Annotated in this window: 14 protein-coding genes and 1 pseudogene; 10 read left to right on the top strand and 5 right to left on the bottom strand. The window is 46.7% G+C overall.

What is annotated here, in order from left to right; all coding sequences use genetic code 11:
• Positions 1–107: 107 nt before the first annotated feature.
• Together QUA80_RS10575 and QUA80_RS10570 are read right to left on the bottom strand one after the other, a co-directional pair.
• Positions 108–824, bottom strand: coding sequence for a pentapeptide repeat-containing protein (locus tag QUA80_RS10575; RefSeq protein ID WP_333423903.1), 717 nt, complete (start codon positions 822–824; stop codon positions 108–110).
• 209 nt (positions 825–1,033) lie between these two features.
• Positions 1,034–1,306, bottom strand: a complete 273-nt coding sequence (locus QUA80_RS10570; RefSeq protein ID WP_333423901.1) for a hypothetical protein — start codon at positions 1,304–1,306, stop codon at positions 1,034–1,036.
• Positions 1,307–1,412: 106 nt separating this feature from the next.
• On the opposite strand from QUA80_RS10570, the gene QUA80_RS10565 reads away from it, so the two are divergent.
• On the top strand, positions 1,413–2,126 hold the full coding sequence (locus QUA80_RS10565; protein WP_333423899.1) for a tetratricopeptide repeat protein: 714 nt from the start codon (positions 1,413–1,415) through the stop codon (positions 2,124–2,126).
• 78 nt (positions 2,127–2,204) lie between these two features.
• On the opposite strand, the gene QUA80_RS10560 is transcribed toward QUA80_RS10565, so the two are convergent.
• A complete protein-coding gene (locus tag QUA80_RS10560) occupies positions 2,205–3,542 on the bottom strand; it encodes a peptidylprolyl isomerase (RefSeq protein WP_333423898.1) in 1,338 nt (445 codons plus the stop codon).
• 119 nt (positions 3,543–3,661) lie between these two features.
• On the opposite strand from QUA80_RS10560, the gene QUA80_RS10555 reads away from it, so the two are divergent.
• Positions 3,662–4,213 (top strand): peroxiredoxin, encoded by a 552-nt coding sequence (locus QUA80_RS10555; RefSeq protein ID WP_333423896.1) that lies wholly within the window; start codon positions 3,662–3,664, stop codon positions 4,211–4,213.
• Between the two features lie 365 nt (positions 4,214–4,578).
• Here QUA80_RS10555 and QUA80_RS10550 read toward each other — a convergent pair whose 3' ends face one another.
• Positions 4,579–5,118, bottom strand: a complete 540-nt coding sequence (locus QUA80_RS10550) for a phosphate-starvation-inducible PsiE family protein (protein WP_333423894.1) — start codon at positions 5,116–5,118, stop codon at positions 4,579–4,581.
• A gap of 380 nt (positions 5,119–5,498) precedes the next feature.
• On the opposite strand from QUA80_RS10550, the gene QUA80_RS10545 reads away from it, so the two are divergent.
• Positions 5,499–6,101 (top strand): superoxide dismutase, encoded by a 603-nt coding sequence (locus QUA80_RS10545; RefSeq protein WP_333423892.1) that lies wholly within the window; start codon positions 5,499–5,501, stop codon positions 6,099–6,101.
• A gap of 291 nt (positions 6,102–6,392) precedes the next feature.
• Here the strand turns inward: QUA80_RS10545 and QUA80_RS10540 are convergent, their stop codons facing one another.
• Positions 6,393–9,128, bottom strand: coding sequence for a bifunctional acetate--CoA ligase family protein/GNAT family N-acetyltransferase (locus tag QUA80_RS10540; RefSeq protein ID WP_333423890.1), 2,736 nt, complete (start codon positions 9,126–9,128; stop codon positions 6,393–6,395).
• Between the two features lie 423 nt (positions 9,129–9,551).
• On the opposite strand from QUA80_RS10540, the pseudogene QUA80_RS10535 reads away from it, so the two are divergent.
• The 7 genes and pseudogenes from QUA80_RS10535 to QUA80_RS10505 all read left to right on the top strand — a co-directional run.
• Positions 9,552–10,859, top strand: a pseudogene (locus QUA80_RS10535) (pyruvate formate lyase family protein); the annotation flags it as partial.
• A gap of 957 nt (positions 10,860–11,816) precedes the next feature.
• Entirely contained in the window at positions 11,817–12,371 is a 555-nt protein-coding gene (hoxE, locus tag QUA80_RS10530) for a bidirectional hydrogenase complex protein HoxE (protein WP_333423888.1), read from the top strand.
• 135 nt (positions 12,372–12,506) lie between these two features.
• Positions 12,507–13,604 (top strand): RNA-guided endonuclease TnpB family protein, encoded by a 1,098-nt coding sequence (locus QUA80_RS10525; RefSeq protein ID WP_333423886.1) that lies wholly within the window; start codon positions 12,507–12,509, stop codon positions 13,602–13,604.
• Positions 13,605–13,731: 127 nt separating this feature from the next.
• Positions 13,732–15,360, top strand: a complete 1,629-nt coding sequence (gene nuoF, locus QUA80_RS10520) for an NADH-quinone oxidoreductase subunit NuoF (RefSeq protein WP_333423884.1) — start codon at positions 13,732–13,734, stop codon at positions 15,358–15,360.
• A gap of 7 nt (positions 15,361–15,367) precedes the next feature.
• The gene (gene hoxU, locus QUA80_RS10515; RefSeq protein WP_333423882.1) at positions 15,368–16,084 is read left to right on the top strand and encodes a bidirectional hydrogenase complex protein HoxU; all 717 of its coding nucleotides are present in this window, start codon (positions 15,368–15,370) and stop codon (positions 16,082–16,084) included.
• Positions 16,072–16,620, top strand: a complete 549-nt coding sequence (locus tag QUA80_RS10510) for an oxidoreductase (protein WP_333107970.1) — start codon at positions 16,072–16,074, stop codon at positions 16,618–16,620. Before hoxU ends, QUA80_RS10510 begins: the two co-directional genes overlap by 13 nt.
• A gap of 70 nt (positions 16,621–16,690) precedes the next feature.
• Positions 16,691–18,127, top strand: coding sequence for a Ni/Fe hydrogenase subunit alpha (locus tag QUA80_RS10505; protein ID WP_333423880.1), 1,437 nt, complete (start codon positions 16,691–16,693; stop codon positions 18,125–18,127).
• Positions 18,128–18,141 lie beyond the last annotated feature (14 nt).

Raw genomic sequence — 18,141 nt, 5'->3', positions numbered from 1 at the left:
GAGGACGCCCAGACATTTTAATATTCTCCTTTACTTTTCAGGTAACTCTAGCATAACTTTAGAAAAATGGTATTAGGCAAATTATTCAGACAGACTTTAATTTAACTTTACTTTAAATTAAAGCCACTGTCTTCATTAATAGAACCGTCTGGCATTATTGCCCCGGCCAGCACTGCACCTCTGAGATTTGCTCCGGTTAAAATAGCGCCTTCTAAATTAGCATTGCTCAAATTTGTGACTTGTTTGGAACCTCGGAAAAAGAAGCTGTGCAAGTCAGCACCAGTCAAATTACTGTCCGCCAAATTAGCATATTGCAAGTCAGCACCGTGCAGCGTCGCCTCCGTTAAATTAGCCTGGGTGAGATTGCTTCCCCAAAGTCTAGAATCTAACAAATTAGCATCTTGTAAATTGGCGCGACTCAGATTTGCCAAGGTCAGATTGGCATCCCACAATTTTGTGGAGTTAAGATTAGCTTCTGTCAAATTTGCTCGACTGAGATCCGTGCCTAAAATATCAGCATTTGCTAAATTAGCGCCGCTGAGGTCTGCGCCTGAAAGGTCAGCATTTTTTAAATTAGCACTGGACAAATTTGCGCCGGACAAATTTGCGCCGCTCAAGTTGGCTTTTTCGAGATTAGCTCCCCGCAAATCGACAGCATTCAAATCGCACTGCTTCCACAAAAAACTGACGCACCAATTATCTTTTAATAGCTGACTCAAATCCTCTGCATTGGCGGCCATAACAGGAGGAGTTAAGTTGAGAGTGAACAGGACGATCGCCAACACTGCCGCGAACCAAATTTTCAACCTCATAACTTTTTTCATTGACACTAATTTGCGCCATAAATTATTGATGTCTAATCAAAGCATAACAAATAACCTGCAACTTTCCTCAGCAAGATTACTCAAAAATATTAGTGAAATGTTAATTAGCGTGGGCGCAGGCACAAACTTAACTCAGACAGTCTTAGACGCGCTTTGAGTGAGAAACACGCTTGCTTTACAGATGCCTCGCTGCCAAACTAATATTTTTCCTAAAAATCCGGTATAAGATGACCGCAAGCTCGATCGGGATTTACGGACAGAATATCGCTACAAAGTAATACTGGCGGCGGGCAGTTGCGATCGCACCTGCTGGGGCATACCTGCAAACAATCCTGGTAGGAACTGCTGAATATGGGAATCAAGAAACCGTTCATGTAGCCTAAAAAGCTTATATTTAAAGGGTTGTAGGCGTAATTTTTCTTAATTGCGATCGGCATCACTAACTCAGCCGAACTCTCCTCACACAACTCAAGCCCCAGCATCACCCAATATCATCAAACTTATCACGTTTCTGAGAGTATGGATATCACTGCCAATAGGTAAAATATCGAGCAAAATGAGAGCATACAGTTGAACATTTCCCCTCTCATGCCTACAATCCCCATTCTCCCAAGCCAATTAGTTGTCACAAGTATTTTCCATTCGATCGAATCTTTGCGATTCCCTAATATTGCAGGCAAAGTATTTTCGGCCGAGCAAGCTGAATCTCGACAAGAGGCAATTTTAAAGGCTAGCACCAGAAAGTTTTACACTCAGGGTTTAAAAAATCTCAAACAACAAGACTTGCACGGTGCGATTAAAAATTTTACTGCCACAATTAACATTAATCCCCAATTCGCGTCAGCTTACAACGATCGAGGTATGGCCCGCTACAAATTAGGCGAAAAACAGTTGGCCGTAGAAGATCTAACTACCGCCATCGAACTCAATCCTTCCCGAGCCAAGTATTACAGCAATCGAGGGTTTATGCTGACTCGTTTAAAAGATTATGCTGCGGCGATCGCAGATTACAACTCGGCACTGCGGCTCAACCCCAATTTCACCCACGCTTATTTTAACCGAGGTGCTATCCGCCTGCAAATGCAAAATTCCCTGGCAGCACTAGCTGACTTTGAGTCAGCAATTCGCCTCGATCGCGATTTTGCTAAAGCTTACTTCAACCGAGGAGTGACTAGATATAAATTGAGAGAGGTTCAGGGAGCATTTGAGGATTTTCAGAAAGCAGCAGGGCTTTTTAAGCAGCAGGGGAGAATGGATTATTATCAAGATGCAGTTTCTAAAATTACAAAGCTATGGTATTAGTTGAATTGGGAATTGGGAATTGGTAAGGTGCGCGGTGCACACCTTACAGCTATAATTATGGGGTCAGTATTGTTAAAGTTAGCCAATTCTTAAGGCGGCGTCGCCGACGGGCAAGTCATTCGGACGGGAAGCAGTAGAAAAGTTAATTGCAAAAGCAGCGTTTTGAACTGCTGCGGGGGCGGCATTTTGAACGACAGCCAAAGTAACTCCTCCAAATTGAATGAGCGTGTTGCTGCCGGATTGGGTGAAGGAGGTGTTGGATAAATTGCTGGTTAAGCCAATGCGATCGCCCTCTCCCGGTCTAAAATCAATAATTATATCGCTCGCCGTATCTAAAGCCAGATTTTCACCTGTGGTCAGAACAAAAGTATCTGCACCTGCGCCACCAGTTAGAGTATCGCTGCCAATATCGCCGACTAAAATATCGTTACCATCGCCGCCGATTAAAACATCGTTGCCTCTGCCGCCTCGCAAAAAGTCGTTACCAGCATCGCCATTGAGACTATCGTCGCCGAGATTTCCGTTGATAATATCGTTGCCAACACCGCCGCTAATGGAGTCGTTACCTTTGCCCCCTCGCAAAAAGTCGTCGCCTGCTTCGCCAGTGATGGTATCGTTACCTTGGCTGCCATTAATTGCATCATCAGTGGGTGAACCGACGATGCGGTCGTTTGCGCTACCTCCCACTACACCGCTGGGATTTTGCTGAGAGTCTTGGGAAGTGACTTGATAGTTGTTGGGGGTGTTTGACAGTCTGAGCGCTCGCAAAGATAGATTTACAAAATTGGTACTATTAATTAAATCGTTGAGCACATTAACATCGCTAATGATGCTAGAAACCCGACTGGGAACAATTCCTTGAACGACTTTTGCAGTTGAAATGCGATCGCCCTGCTGCACCGCATTCACCGTTTCAAAACCTTGAATAACGTTGCCAAAAACAGCATAATTACCATCCAAAAATGGCAAATCATCCAAAGCAAAATAAAACTGCGAAGAAGCCGAATTCAAGGCATTAGAACGAGCCATTGCCACAGCCCCTCGATTGTGCTGCAACTGCGGCGTCTGGGTTACAACTTGGTTGTAAACAGGTTGCGCGGCCCCTTGCGGCTTAATTTCCAAAGGAATAAAACGCGCCTGATTGGTATCCGGGTCAATAAAATTACCCGTTCCCAATTGACTTGCTGGAATTGTAGTATCTTTGCTGCGCGGATCGCCTCCTTGCACCACAAAAGGATCTGGCTGGCGCACAACTCGGTGAAACATCACCCCGTCGTAAATGCCGCGTTCAACTAAGTCAACAAAATTTCCTCCAGTAATCGGGGCATTAGTGCCGTCTACTTCGATCGTAACGGGTTGACCGTTAATTACCTGGACTACTATAGCTTTGCCTGTTAACGGGAGTGCAGCGCTCATGGGTAAATTGCTATTTGAGTGAGTGATCTTTGGGTTTTAGAAGCAATCCGCGAATTGCCTCTACCCATTTAATCAGAAAACTGTAAACTTGTCTTAAGTACAGTTCTACTTCTAAATTTATGATGTCCCGCCGCAAGTTTTTTAGCACTTTATTGGCAATTTGTCTAGTTTTTCTAAGTTTCAATTTTGCCCCACCTGCATTTGCCCTCGGTGGCAAGCTTCCCACGGTAAATGAAGCCGCACCGGATTTTAGTTTGCCGACAAACAGCGGCGACGGACAAGTCTCCCTGTCCGATTATCGCGGTAAGTGGCTGGTAGTCTATTTCTATCCCAAAGACTTTACATCGGGTTGTACGATAGAAGCCCGGAGATTTCAGCAAGACTTGCCGAAATACTTGGCAAAGAATACTCAAATTATCGGTATTAGCGCTGATGATGTCGATTCCCACGCGGAATTTTGCGATTCGGAAGGTTTGAAGTTTCCGCTGCTAGCTGATACCGACGGCAAAGTGAGTAAAGCTTACGGTTCTTGGATGAGTTTTATCTCCGCGCGACACAGTTTTATTATTGACCCTGAAGGCATTTTGCGCGAAACCTTTGTGAAGATAAATCCGGCTACTCACTCGAAAGAAGTGTTGGCTCGTTTGGGTGAATTGCAGGCTAACGGGTAATTCCATTTTAGATTTTAGATTTTAGATTTTTGATTGGAATCATTGGGAATGACTGATGAAGCTTGTGTTTGTAGTTAAGACTACATTACTCTGTATTTTCAGAGGATTTTCGTTTTCACTGCAAACGTTATCAGGTTGATTTGACCTCACATCTTGCACTATTCTCAATCATCCTTTTTTGGGTGGGATCTACTGCCCACCCTACAAGAAAATCTACTCTTCGCTTCACGGGCCGAAGCGCCCGTTCTTGACAAAGGTGCAAAATCTCAGTTTTACCGGAAATGATAGCTGGTAACGTGACAAGCGATAAAAGACTAAATCTAAAATCTAAAATCTAAAATCTAAAATCGCCTGTCCTGTCATATTCAATGAGAATTAAACTTGCTATCGACTGCAACAGATGCACAAGAAGATTCATTTTCTGAATATTTTCTATTTCTGCTAGCCATGCGGCGTTCTGGGTCAATTCCCTCGAAGGTTGGCGGCAACCAAACTCGGACTACTAACAACACTCCCAAAACCAGCAAAAATACCCCTGTTGATAATATTTGGACCCAGGGAGTTTCCAGCACTCCCCGCACGATGACTTCTCGCAAAACAGATACTATACAAACTTCCACAGCCACCCCTATCGAAACGCGCTGCTCTTGCAAGTAAATAATTAGCAACCGAATTAATTCCACTAAAACCAATAAAAATAGAATGTCGGCAGTCACTTGCTGAAAATTCAAAGGAGGTAGCAGCGAGAAGAACATTTCTCGCAGTTCTAGCACCATGAAACAAAACAAACCAATACATAGGGAAATTACAATTAAGTCTTGGACTGTTTCCAGAGCGGTGACAATTAATTGCAAATTCAACCATTGAGGAGGGTGGCTGGACGAGTTTTTTAAACGCTTTTCCATTGACATATCCTGCAACTTGTTTGACTTCTTACAGCTTAATTGAACTTAGATTAATCTTTGAGAATTTACAGGTTTAATCTCTTTATCAGTCTCATAAAATTTCGATCGGTTGACAATTTCACACAAACTTTTATTTGCCTCCTAGGTGGCTTGACATTTAGTAAGAGTTTATGCTATCCAAAGCCGGCAATAAGTAGCTTTGATATCTAAAAAATAGAAGTATGAATGCTGAAATGCTGCAACTGCTATAAAATATGAAAATTGTAAAGAATTATTGACCACAGCTTGATAAACTCAAGCTAGTGACTCTCGGCTTTAATCGTACGAAAGCCGGAAAGTTAACCGAAAAACCAAAAGTAATCCAGAGAGGATTGAACACCATGGCATTTGAACTTGCACCGTTACCGTTCGCCGCTGACGCCCTAGAACCAGATCATATGTCGGCCGAGACGTTTTCGTTCCACCACGACAAGCACCACGCTGCTTACGTGACCAACCTCAACAAACTGATTGAAGGAACGGAAATGGCGAGCAAATCCCTTGAAGAAATTGTCAAGGAATCTGCTAAAGACCCATCCAAAGCCGGCATTTTCAACAATGCAGGTCAAGTTTGGAACCACAATTTCTTTTGGAATTCCCTCAAACCGGGCGGCGGCGGCACTCCGACAGGACCTTTAGCTGACAAAATCAACGCTGACTTCGGCAGCTTCGACAAATTCAAAGAAGAATTCAAGAATGCTGCGACAACTCAGTTCGGTAGCGGCTGGGCTTGGCTGGTTGTGGACAACGGTACTTTGAAAGTTACCAAAACTGCTAACGCCGACACCCCGGTTGCACACGGCCAAACTCCGCTGCTGACTTTGGATGTGTGGGAACACGCTTATTATTTGGATTTCCAAAACCGCCGTCCCGACTACATTACTAATTTCTTGGATAATTTGGCTAACTGGGATTTCGCAGCAGCAAATTTGGCTGCGGCTTAGTAGCATCTGAGTTTGAGGACTAAAGTCCTCATATCGTGTCCGATCGATTAACCATAATATTCCGGTCGGGGCGGGTTTTTGAGATTGTCCATTGTTGGCAGGTATTGTTTGTGAACCCGCCCCTACAAAAATCGCGGTCGCTCGATCGGACATGATATCACTACAAACCGATAAAGTTTGTAGTGAGGACTAATATCAAATCCGTTAGCATCGGAAAAGTAAATTCGAGTTCACTGTTCACTGTCAACCGTCAACAGTCAACATCATGTATGAGTGTAACCGGAAATGATATTAGCAAACAAAAACAGCTTTCAACATTCCTTCGCCTCGGTCTGGTTGGAGTTCAAATCCTAGTTTTTTACAGAGGCTCTGCATCTTGTAGTTGCTATTGAGAATGTAGCCGACGATCGCATCTAATTTCTCTTCCTGACCAATTTGCAGCAGCCGCCTCAATAATTCTGTGCCCAAACCGCGCTGCTGATAGCTATCGCTGACGATCAGGGCAAATTCGGCTTCGTTTGTGCCGTGGAGTTTGCTCAGACGCGCTACTCCCAAAATCCGGTGTTCTGAGGTTCCCGAGTCCTTGCGATCGGCTACTAACACCATTTCCCGATCGTAGTCGGTAAAACAAATCCTCATCAAACGTTCGTGGGCGGTGCGGTGTTTTAATTTAATCGCGTGAGCGTAGCGCAAATACACGCTTTCCTCCGAAAGTTCTTCGTGAAAACGCACCATCAACGGTTCATCTTCCGGGCGGATCGGACGGATCGTTAAGAGATCGCCCTTGCGATCTTGCCATTCTCGAACGTATTGCACGGGATAGGGGCGAATCGCCGGGATAACGGTTGTGTCTTCTGAGTGGAGAACAACTCGCGCGTCAAGGGCGATCGCACCTTCAGGAGATACCAACAGCGGGTTAATATCGAGCTCGGAAATCAAAGGTTGCTCGACAATCAGTTGACTGAAACGAACTAATAACTGTTCGAGTTTTTCCAAGTCAATTGCCTTGCGGCCGCGCACTCCTTGCAAAGCTTTGTAGATGCGCGTTTGCTCCATCATCCGCCGCGCTAGGGTGGTATTTAAAGGCGGAAGTGCGATCGATCGATCTTGAAAGACTTCCACTAATTGTCCGCCGGAACCAAACAGCATCACCGGCCCGAATTGGGGGTCAATACTGCTACCCAAAATTAATTCGTACCCCTCCAAATGCACCATAGGCTGCACGGTGACGCCGAGAAACGCTGCGGGATCGATCGCCCGCACTCGATCGGATATCCCCTCAAAGGCACTAATTACAGCGCTAGAACTGCTTAAATTTAGTTGTACGCCCCCCACCTCAGTTTTGTGAGTAATCGTCTCAGAATGGAGTTTTAGCACGACTGGATAGCCGAGGCGATCGGCAATTTCCACAGCTTCGGCCGCACTCGCTGCAATTTCTGTCGCTACGGTGGGAATGCCGTAAGCTGCCAGCAACTGTTTTGATTCGTACTCGGTTAATAGAGTGCGATTGTTTTGGCGGGCGGCAGTCAAAATCTTCGCAGCAGTCGCACACCCGGAAGTCTCGATTTCGCAATCAGCGGGGAGAGATGGCGTTTCGTAGATAGCGCGCAGGTTGTACGTGTACCGCCACATATAGTTGAACAACCTGACGGCGGTATCGGGATAAGGGAAAGTCGGAATATTTGCCTGATTGAGAATTTGCGTTCCCGCTGACACTTCCACACCGCCCATCCAGCTTGCTAATAAGGGCTTTGGGAGTTTGCTGTAAGACTTGAGTTTTTCTGCGGTTTGCGTCGGATTTGTCATCGCTTGTGGCGTCAGGATGACCAGCAATCCGTCACTATTGGGATCGGGAGCGACCACTTCTAGAGTTTTGGCGTAACGATCGCTACTAGCATCGCCCAAAATATCGATCGGGTTGTGATGACTCCACTGAGGGGGCAAAAACTCATCAAGCTGCTGCACCGTCTCCGGTGCCAGATCTGCCAGCGCACCGCCGTCGCTAATTAAGGCATCAGTGGCGATCGCCCCTGGGCCTCCTGCATTGGTGACGATCGATAGGCGGTTTCCATGAGGTCGCGGTTGCTTGGCGAGAATTTCTGCCATGTCGAACAAATCGGAAATTGTATGTACTCGCAGCGCGCCGCAGCGGCGGAATGCAGCGTTAAGCACGTCATCGCTGCCGGTCAAAGCTCCCGTATGGGAAGCGGCGGCTTTCGCGGCCGCGGCGGTACGTCCTACCTTGAGAATGATGATCGGTTTGTCGATCGCCACTGGGCGGGCGGCGGACAGGAACGAACGAGCATCACCCATAGATTCCATGTACAAAACGATACTGTGGGTATGGGGATCGTCCCCGAAATACTCGATCAGATCGCCCCAACCGACATCGAGCATAGAGCCGATCGATACAAAAGCGCTAAAACCGACATTTTCCCCCAAACTCCAGTCGAGAATCGAAGTACAGAGGGCGCCGCTTTGACTGATGAAGGCGACATTACCCGGACGGGCGATCGTACCTGCAAAAGTAGCATTGAGCCCGAGCACGGGATTCATCACGCCGAGGCAATTTGGGCCGATAATCCGCATTCCGCCCTGACGCGCTTGGGCCATCACTTGCTGTTCTAAAGCCTCCCCAGCCGCACCAATTTCTTTAAAGCCAGCAGAAACAATAATTGCCCCTTTCACCCCAGCAGCGATACATTCGCGGATCACTTGCGGCACCCCTGCAGCAGGCGTAGCAATCACCGCCAGATCCACTCTTTCCGGGACGCTAGCAATGTCAGGATAAGACTTGAGCCCCAAGACACTGCGGCGCTGCGGATTCACCGGAAAAACTGTTCCGCCAAACGGATTCCGAATCAAGTTCCACAGGAGAGTACGTCCGACGCTTCCTTCTCTCTCTGTTGCGCCGATTACAGCCACAGACCGAGGCCGAAAAATCCGATCGAGCGGATGACGCTGCTCTTTCCAAATATCGTGAGCCGGATCGCTCGCTGTGCTTTGATTTCTTGAATTTATCTGCATAATACCCTACTTCAATTAATCAGCAATTAATATTGCTCTGCTTTCGATAACAATTACCGCATCCAATCCGAACTATTTTTCTGCTATTCTTCTGCTTTTTTTCTGCTTTTTCTTTCTCTTCTTCTGGTCTTCGCACTTCGCGACCAAAAATCTCATTGCGGGTTTCCGACCGACCCGCACTTTAACAACATTTGCGTTGTCAAAGTGTTAGTTCGGAATCCCACTTTGTCAGAGCTTCCTCAACAATCCCAGAGGTTGTTCTGCATACTATTTATTTTAATTCTTCCCACCGAATTAGTAAGTCAAGTTTTGTAACAAAGAGGAAACAGGCTATTTAAAATAGTGAGATTAAATATATAGTAGATATAGCAGTCCCAGAAGAAAAAATTGACCGCTAACAAAAGATTGAGGTCAAAGCAAGCTATGTTTGCAGAATGGCACGGCTTTACTGAAGGCAACTGGACAAACGAAGTCAACGTTAGAGACTTCATCCAAAAGAATTACACCCCCTACGAAGGGAATGCAGAATTTCTCACAGCACCAACCGAAAAAACCCAGCAGCTTTGGCACCAAGTCCTCGAACTAATGAAGCAAGAGCGCGAAAAAGGTGTATTGGATGTTGATACAAAAGTTCCCACATCTATCACCGCTCATGCAGCAGGATACATCGATCGCGACTTAGAAAAAATAGTAGGTTTGCAAACCGATCGACCTTTGAAACGCGCGATTATGGCCTTTGGCGGGATTCGCGTTGTCAAGGCAGGTTTAGAAGCTTACGGCTATCAGCTCGACCGACAAACAGAAGAAATATTTACGAAATATCGCAAAACTCAAAACGATGGTGTATTCGATGTTTACACGCGCTCGATGCGTCTGGCGAGACGTTCTGGTATCATCACAGGTTTGCCAGATGCCTACGGACGCGGGCGGATTATCGGTGACTATCGGCGCGTAGCTTTGTACGGTGTCGATCGCCTGATTGAGGATAAAAAAACACAGCAAGAATCGCTCGAACTAGACGCGATGGACGAGGCAACAATTCGCTTGCGCGAAGAGTTATCCGAGCAAATTCGGGCATTGTTTGAGTTAAAAGAAATGGCTGCTAGCTACGGCTTTGATATTGGCCTGCCGGCGGCAAACGCGCGAGAAGCTGTCCAGTGGGTGTATTTTGCCTACTTGGGAGCAGTGAAAGAACAAAACGGGGCAGCGATGTCTCTCGGCAGCGTATCGACGTTTTTAGACATTTATTTCGAGCGCGATTTGCAAAGCGGCGCGAGTTCCGAACAAGAATTGCAAGAACTGATCGACCATTTTGTAATGAAACTCCGCATGGTGCGGTTTTTGCGAACTCCCGACTATAACGAGCTGTTTTCTGGCGATCCAACTTGGGTAACAGAGGCGATCGGCGGTATCAGCGATGACGGTAGAACATTGGTAACTCGTAACAGTTTCCGCTTCTTGCACACCCTCTCAAACCTCGGTACTGCACCAGAACCAAATCTCACCGTTTTGTGGTCGGAAAACTTGCCGGACAACTTCAAAGAATTCTGTGCGAAGGTATCCAGCGATACGAGTTCGACTCTGTACGAAAACGACGACTTGATGCGTCCTCAATACGGCGATGATTATGCGATCGCCTGTTGTGTTTCTGCCATGCGAATTGGCAAGCAAATGCAGTTTTTCGGCGCGCGAGTTAACTTGGCTAAGACTTTGCTCTATGCGATTAACGGCGTTGAGAAGGCAGGAGGCAGGAGGCAGAAGGCATTCGGGAAACCCCATAAATAAATTTAGGGGATTCAATAGGGACGTAGTATTTCTTGCGCTGCGCGTCTCGAAATACATATTGTTTCTTTTTTTATAAATAAATTTAGGGGCTTTAAACCCTTTTAGCAGAGGGCAAAAATTATATTTTCTTCCTCCTGCCTTCTGCCTTCTGCCCTCTGCCTTTCTTTGGTAATTCATTAAGTTATTTATTTTTCATTCCTCAATTGGAGGATGCCATAAGGGAGGACGCATAAGGTTTCTTTCTTCTTCCTGATTATGAGAATTTAACAGGCTTCTCAATTCACACATCATTTCCAGTCGGTTTTGTCAAGACCGCATACTGAACCGATGCTCTCGCTCTAGCTGGCGATTCCCCTGGATGCCCGTTATCACCAATCTGTGGAAGATGCTCCGGCGGAGCGTCTCTACGACTGGAAAGAAAAAGCGGGCTATTAAGTAGGTAAACCAAATTAATTGCCGACTGAGTTGACTTGAAACCCTTGATAGGTCTAAAGAGTAACAAAGTCGGATGTGTAATTAATTTTGTGTAGGTACTTATAAGCTGTTGTGCATTTAAATTGTATATTTCTAGTCCCGATCGAACAATCGTCAAATCCTCTCCCCCGATCCCCATCGGACCCTCTCCCTCTCTAATACCATAGGCAATCTAGATGCAACACAGCTTAGCGGATTTGGCATGAAGTTCTCCCCCAGGCAAAGTCATGACAAGTTGTGAAGAAATTTATGTGATTTGTCACTTCATGACTTGTCACATCATAAGATAGGTTTAGAAGGCTAAAAGTTTGTAGGAAAGAAAGTTAAGCAATACAAATGTTGCAAAAGTAGCAAGCCTCTAAGGAGCTTCAATTTTAATTATGGATTATTACAAATGGTTTAAGTTGCTGTAATTGAGGGTTAATTAATATGCCTTACCCACCTCTTCAAGACCAACACCGTTCGACAGTTGCTGGCGTTGCATCGCCTGCTAAATCTCCTTCTGCCAAGGGTCATGCCAGTGGCGATCGCCGCTTTAAAGCATTGGATATGACCATGAAGCGGAATCAGTACAAACCAGATGCCTTAATTGAAGTGCTGCATAAGGCACAGGAAGCCTTTGGCTATCTGGAAGAAGATGTCCTGATCTACATCGCTAAGGGACTCAAACTGCCGTTGAGTCGAGTATACGGAGTTGCAACGTTCTATCACCTGTTTTCTCTCAAACCCAGTGGTGCTCACACCTGCGTCGTTTGCTTGGGAACAGCGTGCTACGTCAAAGGTAGCAATAAAGTAATGGAAACATTGGAAAAAGAACTGGGGATCGAAAGGGGCAAGACAACTCCAGATGGCAACGTTTCACTAATAGCAGCTCGCTGTTTGGGAGCATGTGGTATTGCTCCAGCCGTTGTTTTCGATGGCACTGTGGCAGGTAAACAGGAGCCGGAAACCGTACTGGCTCGTATTCGCACCTGGAAAGCCTGACCTAAAGCCCCAATATCCTAGCCTCTTGGAATTGGAAGAATAACCTAACCCAGATAAGCCGTAACGGAGAGTAAGACTTAAGTGTCAAATAGTTTGCTAAACTTGTCCATAGTTAATCGCCATTGAGGAAGTTTTATGTTTGCCATTAAACGAGCGCTCAAATTAAATAACAAGGAAGCGACCTTGATGGCGAAACACGCAGGGTTCCGGCGCGTAGTTTTTAACTTTGGGTTGAGCTTGCGGACTCAAATGTATGGCGGCGAGGGAAAATTTACTGACTCGAAGGTGAGCAACGAAGTCAAGAAAGTTCTCACCAACCATGTCAAGAAAAAGCCTGAATTTGCTTGGATGAACCAATTGTCTAGCCGAGTCTACCAAAATGCTTTGATCGATCTCAAAGATGCGTTTAGTCGCTACCGTTCTGGGAAAGCAGGTCATCCAAGATTCGCTAGTCGCAGGGACGGTCAATCTTTTACGGTCGATTCGTATCACGGCAAAGTTTTGCTAACTGCTGGCAGAACGATTAAGATTCCTACATTGGGAACTTTTAGGCTTTTTGAACCCCTAGAATGTAGCTTCGTCTCTCAAACTTTCACGATTTCAAAAGAAGGAAATTGCTGGTTTTTATCCTTTTGCGTTGATGCAGAACGCCTACCTGTTCAGCCGTCTGAAAGTTCTGTAGGAATAGATCTCGGTATTAAGTCTTTTGCCACGCTGTCAACCCAGCAAACTTTTGATGCACCAAAGCCGTTGATAGCCAGTGCGAAAACCAAGCTTGCCACTTTGCAGCGCCAAGCATCAAAGCAGGTGCGAGGCTCTCAAAACCAGCGTAAAACCTACAGTAAAATCAGCCGGCGACCTGCGCGGATAGCTCGCATTCGCTTAGATTTCCTTCACAAGTTGACAACTTACTTAGCTAAAACATTCAAGTTAATTAAGATTGAGAACTTAAACGTTCAAGGAATGATGGCGAATCATAAGTTAGCTGGAGCAATATCTGATCTCGGATTCTACGAATTCAAACGTCAACTTGACTACAAGTGCCCAATGTATGGAGCTAATTTAGTCCTGGTAGACCAGTGGTTTCCTAGTACCAAAACTTGTTCCAATTGTGGCACCAAAAAAGATATGCCACTAAGCGTTCGGACTTTTGACTGTCCTGCTTGTGGCATATCTTTAGATCGGGACTGGAACGCAAGTCTAAATATTTTAAATTGGGAACCCTCGGCTTGAGGGGGATAGCCTACTTATCTTGGGATTAGCCGTCTACCCAACAGCGTAGGAAGTAAGCACAAACTGTGTCTAAAAATGAGTTTAGAGAAGTTTAGGTAAGTTTTACAAAGCAGGAGATAGGTTCAGTATGAATTTAACGGAATTATTGGAAATTGCTCAGCAGGAGCGATCGCGCCAAAAGAGCATTCGTATCAACTGCTGTACATCGACGGGATGCCGTGCTGCCAATTCTTTGGGTGTGCAAGCCAATCTGCAAACGGCAGTGAAAGAGCACGGATTGAGCGATCGCGTTGAAGTCATTGGTGTAGGCTGCATGGGGTTCTGCGGACGAGGCCCCCTAGTAGAAATTGAACCCAATAACACGCTCTACGAAGAAGTTAAGCCCGAAGAAGCCGCCAGCATCATTGATGCTCTCAATGGCGGGACAGCCAAACCCATCCAAGGCGATACCCAGCATCCTTTTTTTGCTCGACAAATGCGGATTGTGCGGGAACATAGCGGCAAAATCGATCCAGAACGGATTGAGGAATATATAGCCGTTGGTGGTTATCAATCCTTGTACAAAGCCATCTATGACATGACCCCTGCCCAAGTTGTAGAGGAAATCAGTAAGAGTGGCTTGCGGGGACGGGGTGGCGGTGGCTATCCCACAGGACTCAAGTGGGCAACGGTGGCCAAAGTATCGGGAGATCAGAAATACGTCATCTGCAATGGTGACGAAGGCGACCCCGGTGCATTCATGGATCGCAGCGTTTTGGAGAGCGATCCCCATTTAGTCTTAGAAGGCATGACGATCGCCGGTTATGCCGTTGGCGCCAATCATGGATATATCTACGTTCGAGCGGAATATCCCCTAGCCATTGAACGCCTGCACAAGGCAATTCAACAAGCCAAGAAGTACAATCTCCTCGGCACACAAATTTTTGACTCTCCCTTCGATTTCAAAGTTGATATTCGGATTGGTGCCGGAGCATTTGTCTGCGGTGAAGAAACAGCTTTAATCCAATCGATCGAGGGCGGACGAGGTAATCCACGTCCTCGCCCCCCTTACCCAGCTCAAAAAGGCTTGTGGGGATGTCCAACCTTGATCAATAACGTGGAAAGTTTTGCCAATATTTCTCCCATCATTCGTCAGGGAGCGGCTTGGTATGCCAGTATCGGCACTGAAAAAAGTAAAGGAACCAAGATTTTTGCCCTGACTGGGAAGATTCGTAACAACGGATTGATTGAAGTCCCGATGGGAATCACTCTGCGAGAAATTGTGGAAGAAATGGGAGGCGGGATTCCCGATGGAGTAGTAAAGACGGTACAAACAGGCGGCCCCTCCGGTGGTTGTATTCCTGCCTCGTTACTGGATACCCCAGTTGACTATGATTCGCTGATGGCGGTCGGTTCCATGATGGGATCGGGCGGGATGGTGGTGATGGATCAAGACACCAGCATGGTGGAAGTTGCTCAGTTCTACATGGAATTCTGCCGGGATGAATCGTGTGGCAAATGCATTCCTTGCCGTGCGGGAACGGTTCAGCTTTATGAGCTGTTGAATAAGATCGCGAACCGTCAGGCGACGCAGAAAGACTTGGATCAGCTAGAAGCCCTCTGCTACATGGTTAAGGAGATGAGCCTGTGTGGGTTGGGTCAAACTGCTCCCAACCCGGTGCTCAGCACGTTGAAATACTTCAAACAGGAGTATTTGGATTTGCTGCAATCTCCAGTCGAACACAACGGCAAAGTAACCGTTTCGCAATCTTCGTGAGGTGTGTATGTCTGTCAAAACGCTCAAAATTGATGGGATTGATGTAGCGATCGAAGAGGGCGCAAGCATCCTGCAAGCGGCAAGAGAGGCGGGAGTCGCCATTCCTACACTATGTCACCTTGATGGTGTCACAGATATCGGAGCTTGCCGTCTGTGCATGGTAGAAATTGCAGGAACACCGAAGCTGTTGCCTGCGTGCGTCACTCAGGTGGCTGAGGGGATGGAAGTTTCTACCAACACGCCCAAGCTGCAAGACTACCGCCGCATGGTTGTTGAGTTGCTATTTGCCGAGGGCAATCATGTCTGCTCCTTTTGTGTAGCGAATGGTAATTGCGAGTTGCAGGATGTTGCCATTGAAGTGGGAATGGATCATTCTCGCTTCCCGTATCGTTTCCCCGATCGCAAAGTCGATATTTCGCATCCGCTATTTGGTATCGACCACAATCGTTGCATCCTCTGTACTCGTTGCGTGCGCGTCTGCGATGAGATTGAGGGAGCTCATGTGTGGGATGTGGCACAACGGGGCGAGAATTGTTACATCGTATCTGGATTGAATCAGCCTTGGGGCGCAGTGGATGCCTGTACCTCCTGCGGGAAGTGTGTCGATGCCTGTCCTACTGGATCGATTTTCCGTAAAGGCGAAACAACTGGCGAGAAAGAACGCGATCGCAACAAGCTGGAATTTTTGGTAAGGGCGCGGGAGAAAAAAGAATGGACAAGATAAGATTTGCCACCGTTTGGTTAGCAGGCTGTTCCGGTTGCCACATGTCGTTTTTGGATTTAGACGAGTGGTTGATTGACCTCGCTCAGCAGGTGGATGTAGTTTATAGTCCCGTTGGCTCCGACTTGAAGGAATATCCCGAAAATGTTGATGTTTGTCTGGTTGAGGGAGGCGTTGCCAACGAAGACAATCTGGAACTAATCCACCAAGTCAGACAACGCACCAAAATCCTAATTTCCTTTGGGGATTGTGCCGTCACGGCAAACATTCCTGGTATGCGAAATATGTTGGGGGGCACTGAATCCGTCCTCAAACGCGCTTATATCGAATTGGCAGATACGGGGCGGCAACTGCCTCATGAGCCAGGAATTGTACCGGAATTGCTCGATCGCGTCTTGCCCGTGCATCAGGTTGTTCCAGTTGATATCTATATGCCGGGATGTCCGCCATCGGCTGAGCGCATTCGAGCAACCCTTGAACCTCTGCTCAAAGGGGAAAAACCCCGCATGGAAGGGCGAGACATGATTAAGTTTGGGTAATGGTTGATGGTTGATGGTTAGGTGCAAATGAAAACGGACTACTGACAGCCCACGAGAAGAGAGAGGTGCTATGAAGACTGTTGTCATCGATCCTGTTACACGCATTGAGGGACACGCTAAAATCTCAATTTTTCTGGATGAGGCGGGTGAAGTCTCAGATGCTCGATTTCATGTCGTGGAATATCGGGGATTTGAAAAATTTTGTGAAGGCAGACCTTTCACAGACATGGCAGGCATTACTGCTCGGATTTGCGGCATTTGTCCGGTGAGTCACTTGCTAGCATCCTCGAAGACTGGGGACAAAATTTTAGCAGTTAAAATTCCGATTGCTGCAGAGAAACTGCGACGATTGATGAACCTGGCACAGATTACTCAATCTCATGCCCTTTCATTCTTTCATCTCAGTAGTCCCGATTTCTTGCTGGGTTGGGATAGCGATCCAGCCAAACGGAATGTGTTTGGGTTAATTGAAGCGAATCCCGATCTGGCAAGAGCTGGAATCCGGCTACGGCAATTTGGACAAAATATCATCGAACTCTTGGGCGCACGCAAGATTCACTCGGCTTGGACGGTGCCGGGAGGGGTGCGATCGCCTCTTTCTGAAGAAAGCAGACAGTGGATTTGCGATCGCTTGCCCGAATCATTGGCAACTATCAATCTGGCTTTGGGGCTATTCAAAGGCATGATTGATGGTCAACTCAAAGATGAAGTGAACATCTTTGGTGAATTCCCTTCGTTATTCATGGGACTTGTTGGCAAGGATGGTGAATGGGAACACTACGGCGGGCATCTCCGCTTTACTGATAGTCAAGGCAATATTATTGCTGACAACCTGAGCGAAGATAACTATCAGGAATTCTTAGGCGAAGCCGTTGAGAAATGGTCGTACCTGAAATTCCCGTACTACCAGCCCTTAGGCTATCCCGATGGCATCTATCGAGTTGGTCCACTGGCTCGACTCAATGTGTGTAATTACATCGGTACAGAAGCCGCCGATCGGGAGTTCAATGAGTTTCGCGATCGCTCTGGTGGGGTTGCCACGTCTTCATTCCTTTACCACTATGCTCGATTGATTGAAATCCTGGCTTGTTTGGAGAAAATCCAAGCGCTCATGGACGATCCAGATATTCTATCCAATCGAATTCGCGCTCACGGTGGGGTGAATCAACTCGAAGCGATCGGAGTCAGCGAAGCACCGCGCGGTACTTTGTTCCATCATTACAAAGTTGATGAAAATGGTTTGATTGAAAAGGTCAATCTGATCATTGCGACAGGACAAAACAACCTAGCAATGAACAAAACCGTTGCTCAAATCGCCAAACAATATATTCATGGCAATAGCAACGGCAATGAAATTCCCGAAGGCTTGCTAAATCGTGTTGAAGCAGGAATTCGCTGCTTCGATCCTTGTTTATCTTGCTCCACCCATGCGGCGGGACAAATGCCTTTACAGGTTCAACTGGTTGCACCCGATGGAACGATATTGAACGAGATTTCTAGAGGCTGAAGACGAGATTCCCG

This window comes from Microcoleus sp. F4-D5 (genome assembly GCF_036704885.1).
GTDB lineage: Bacteria > Cyanobacteriota > Cyanobacteriia > Cyanobacteriales > Microcoleaceae > Microcoleus.
This window is presented reverse-complemented; position numbering and strand designations above follow the sequence as displayed.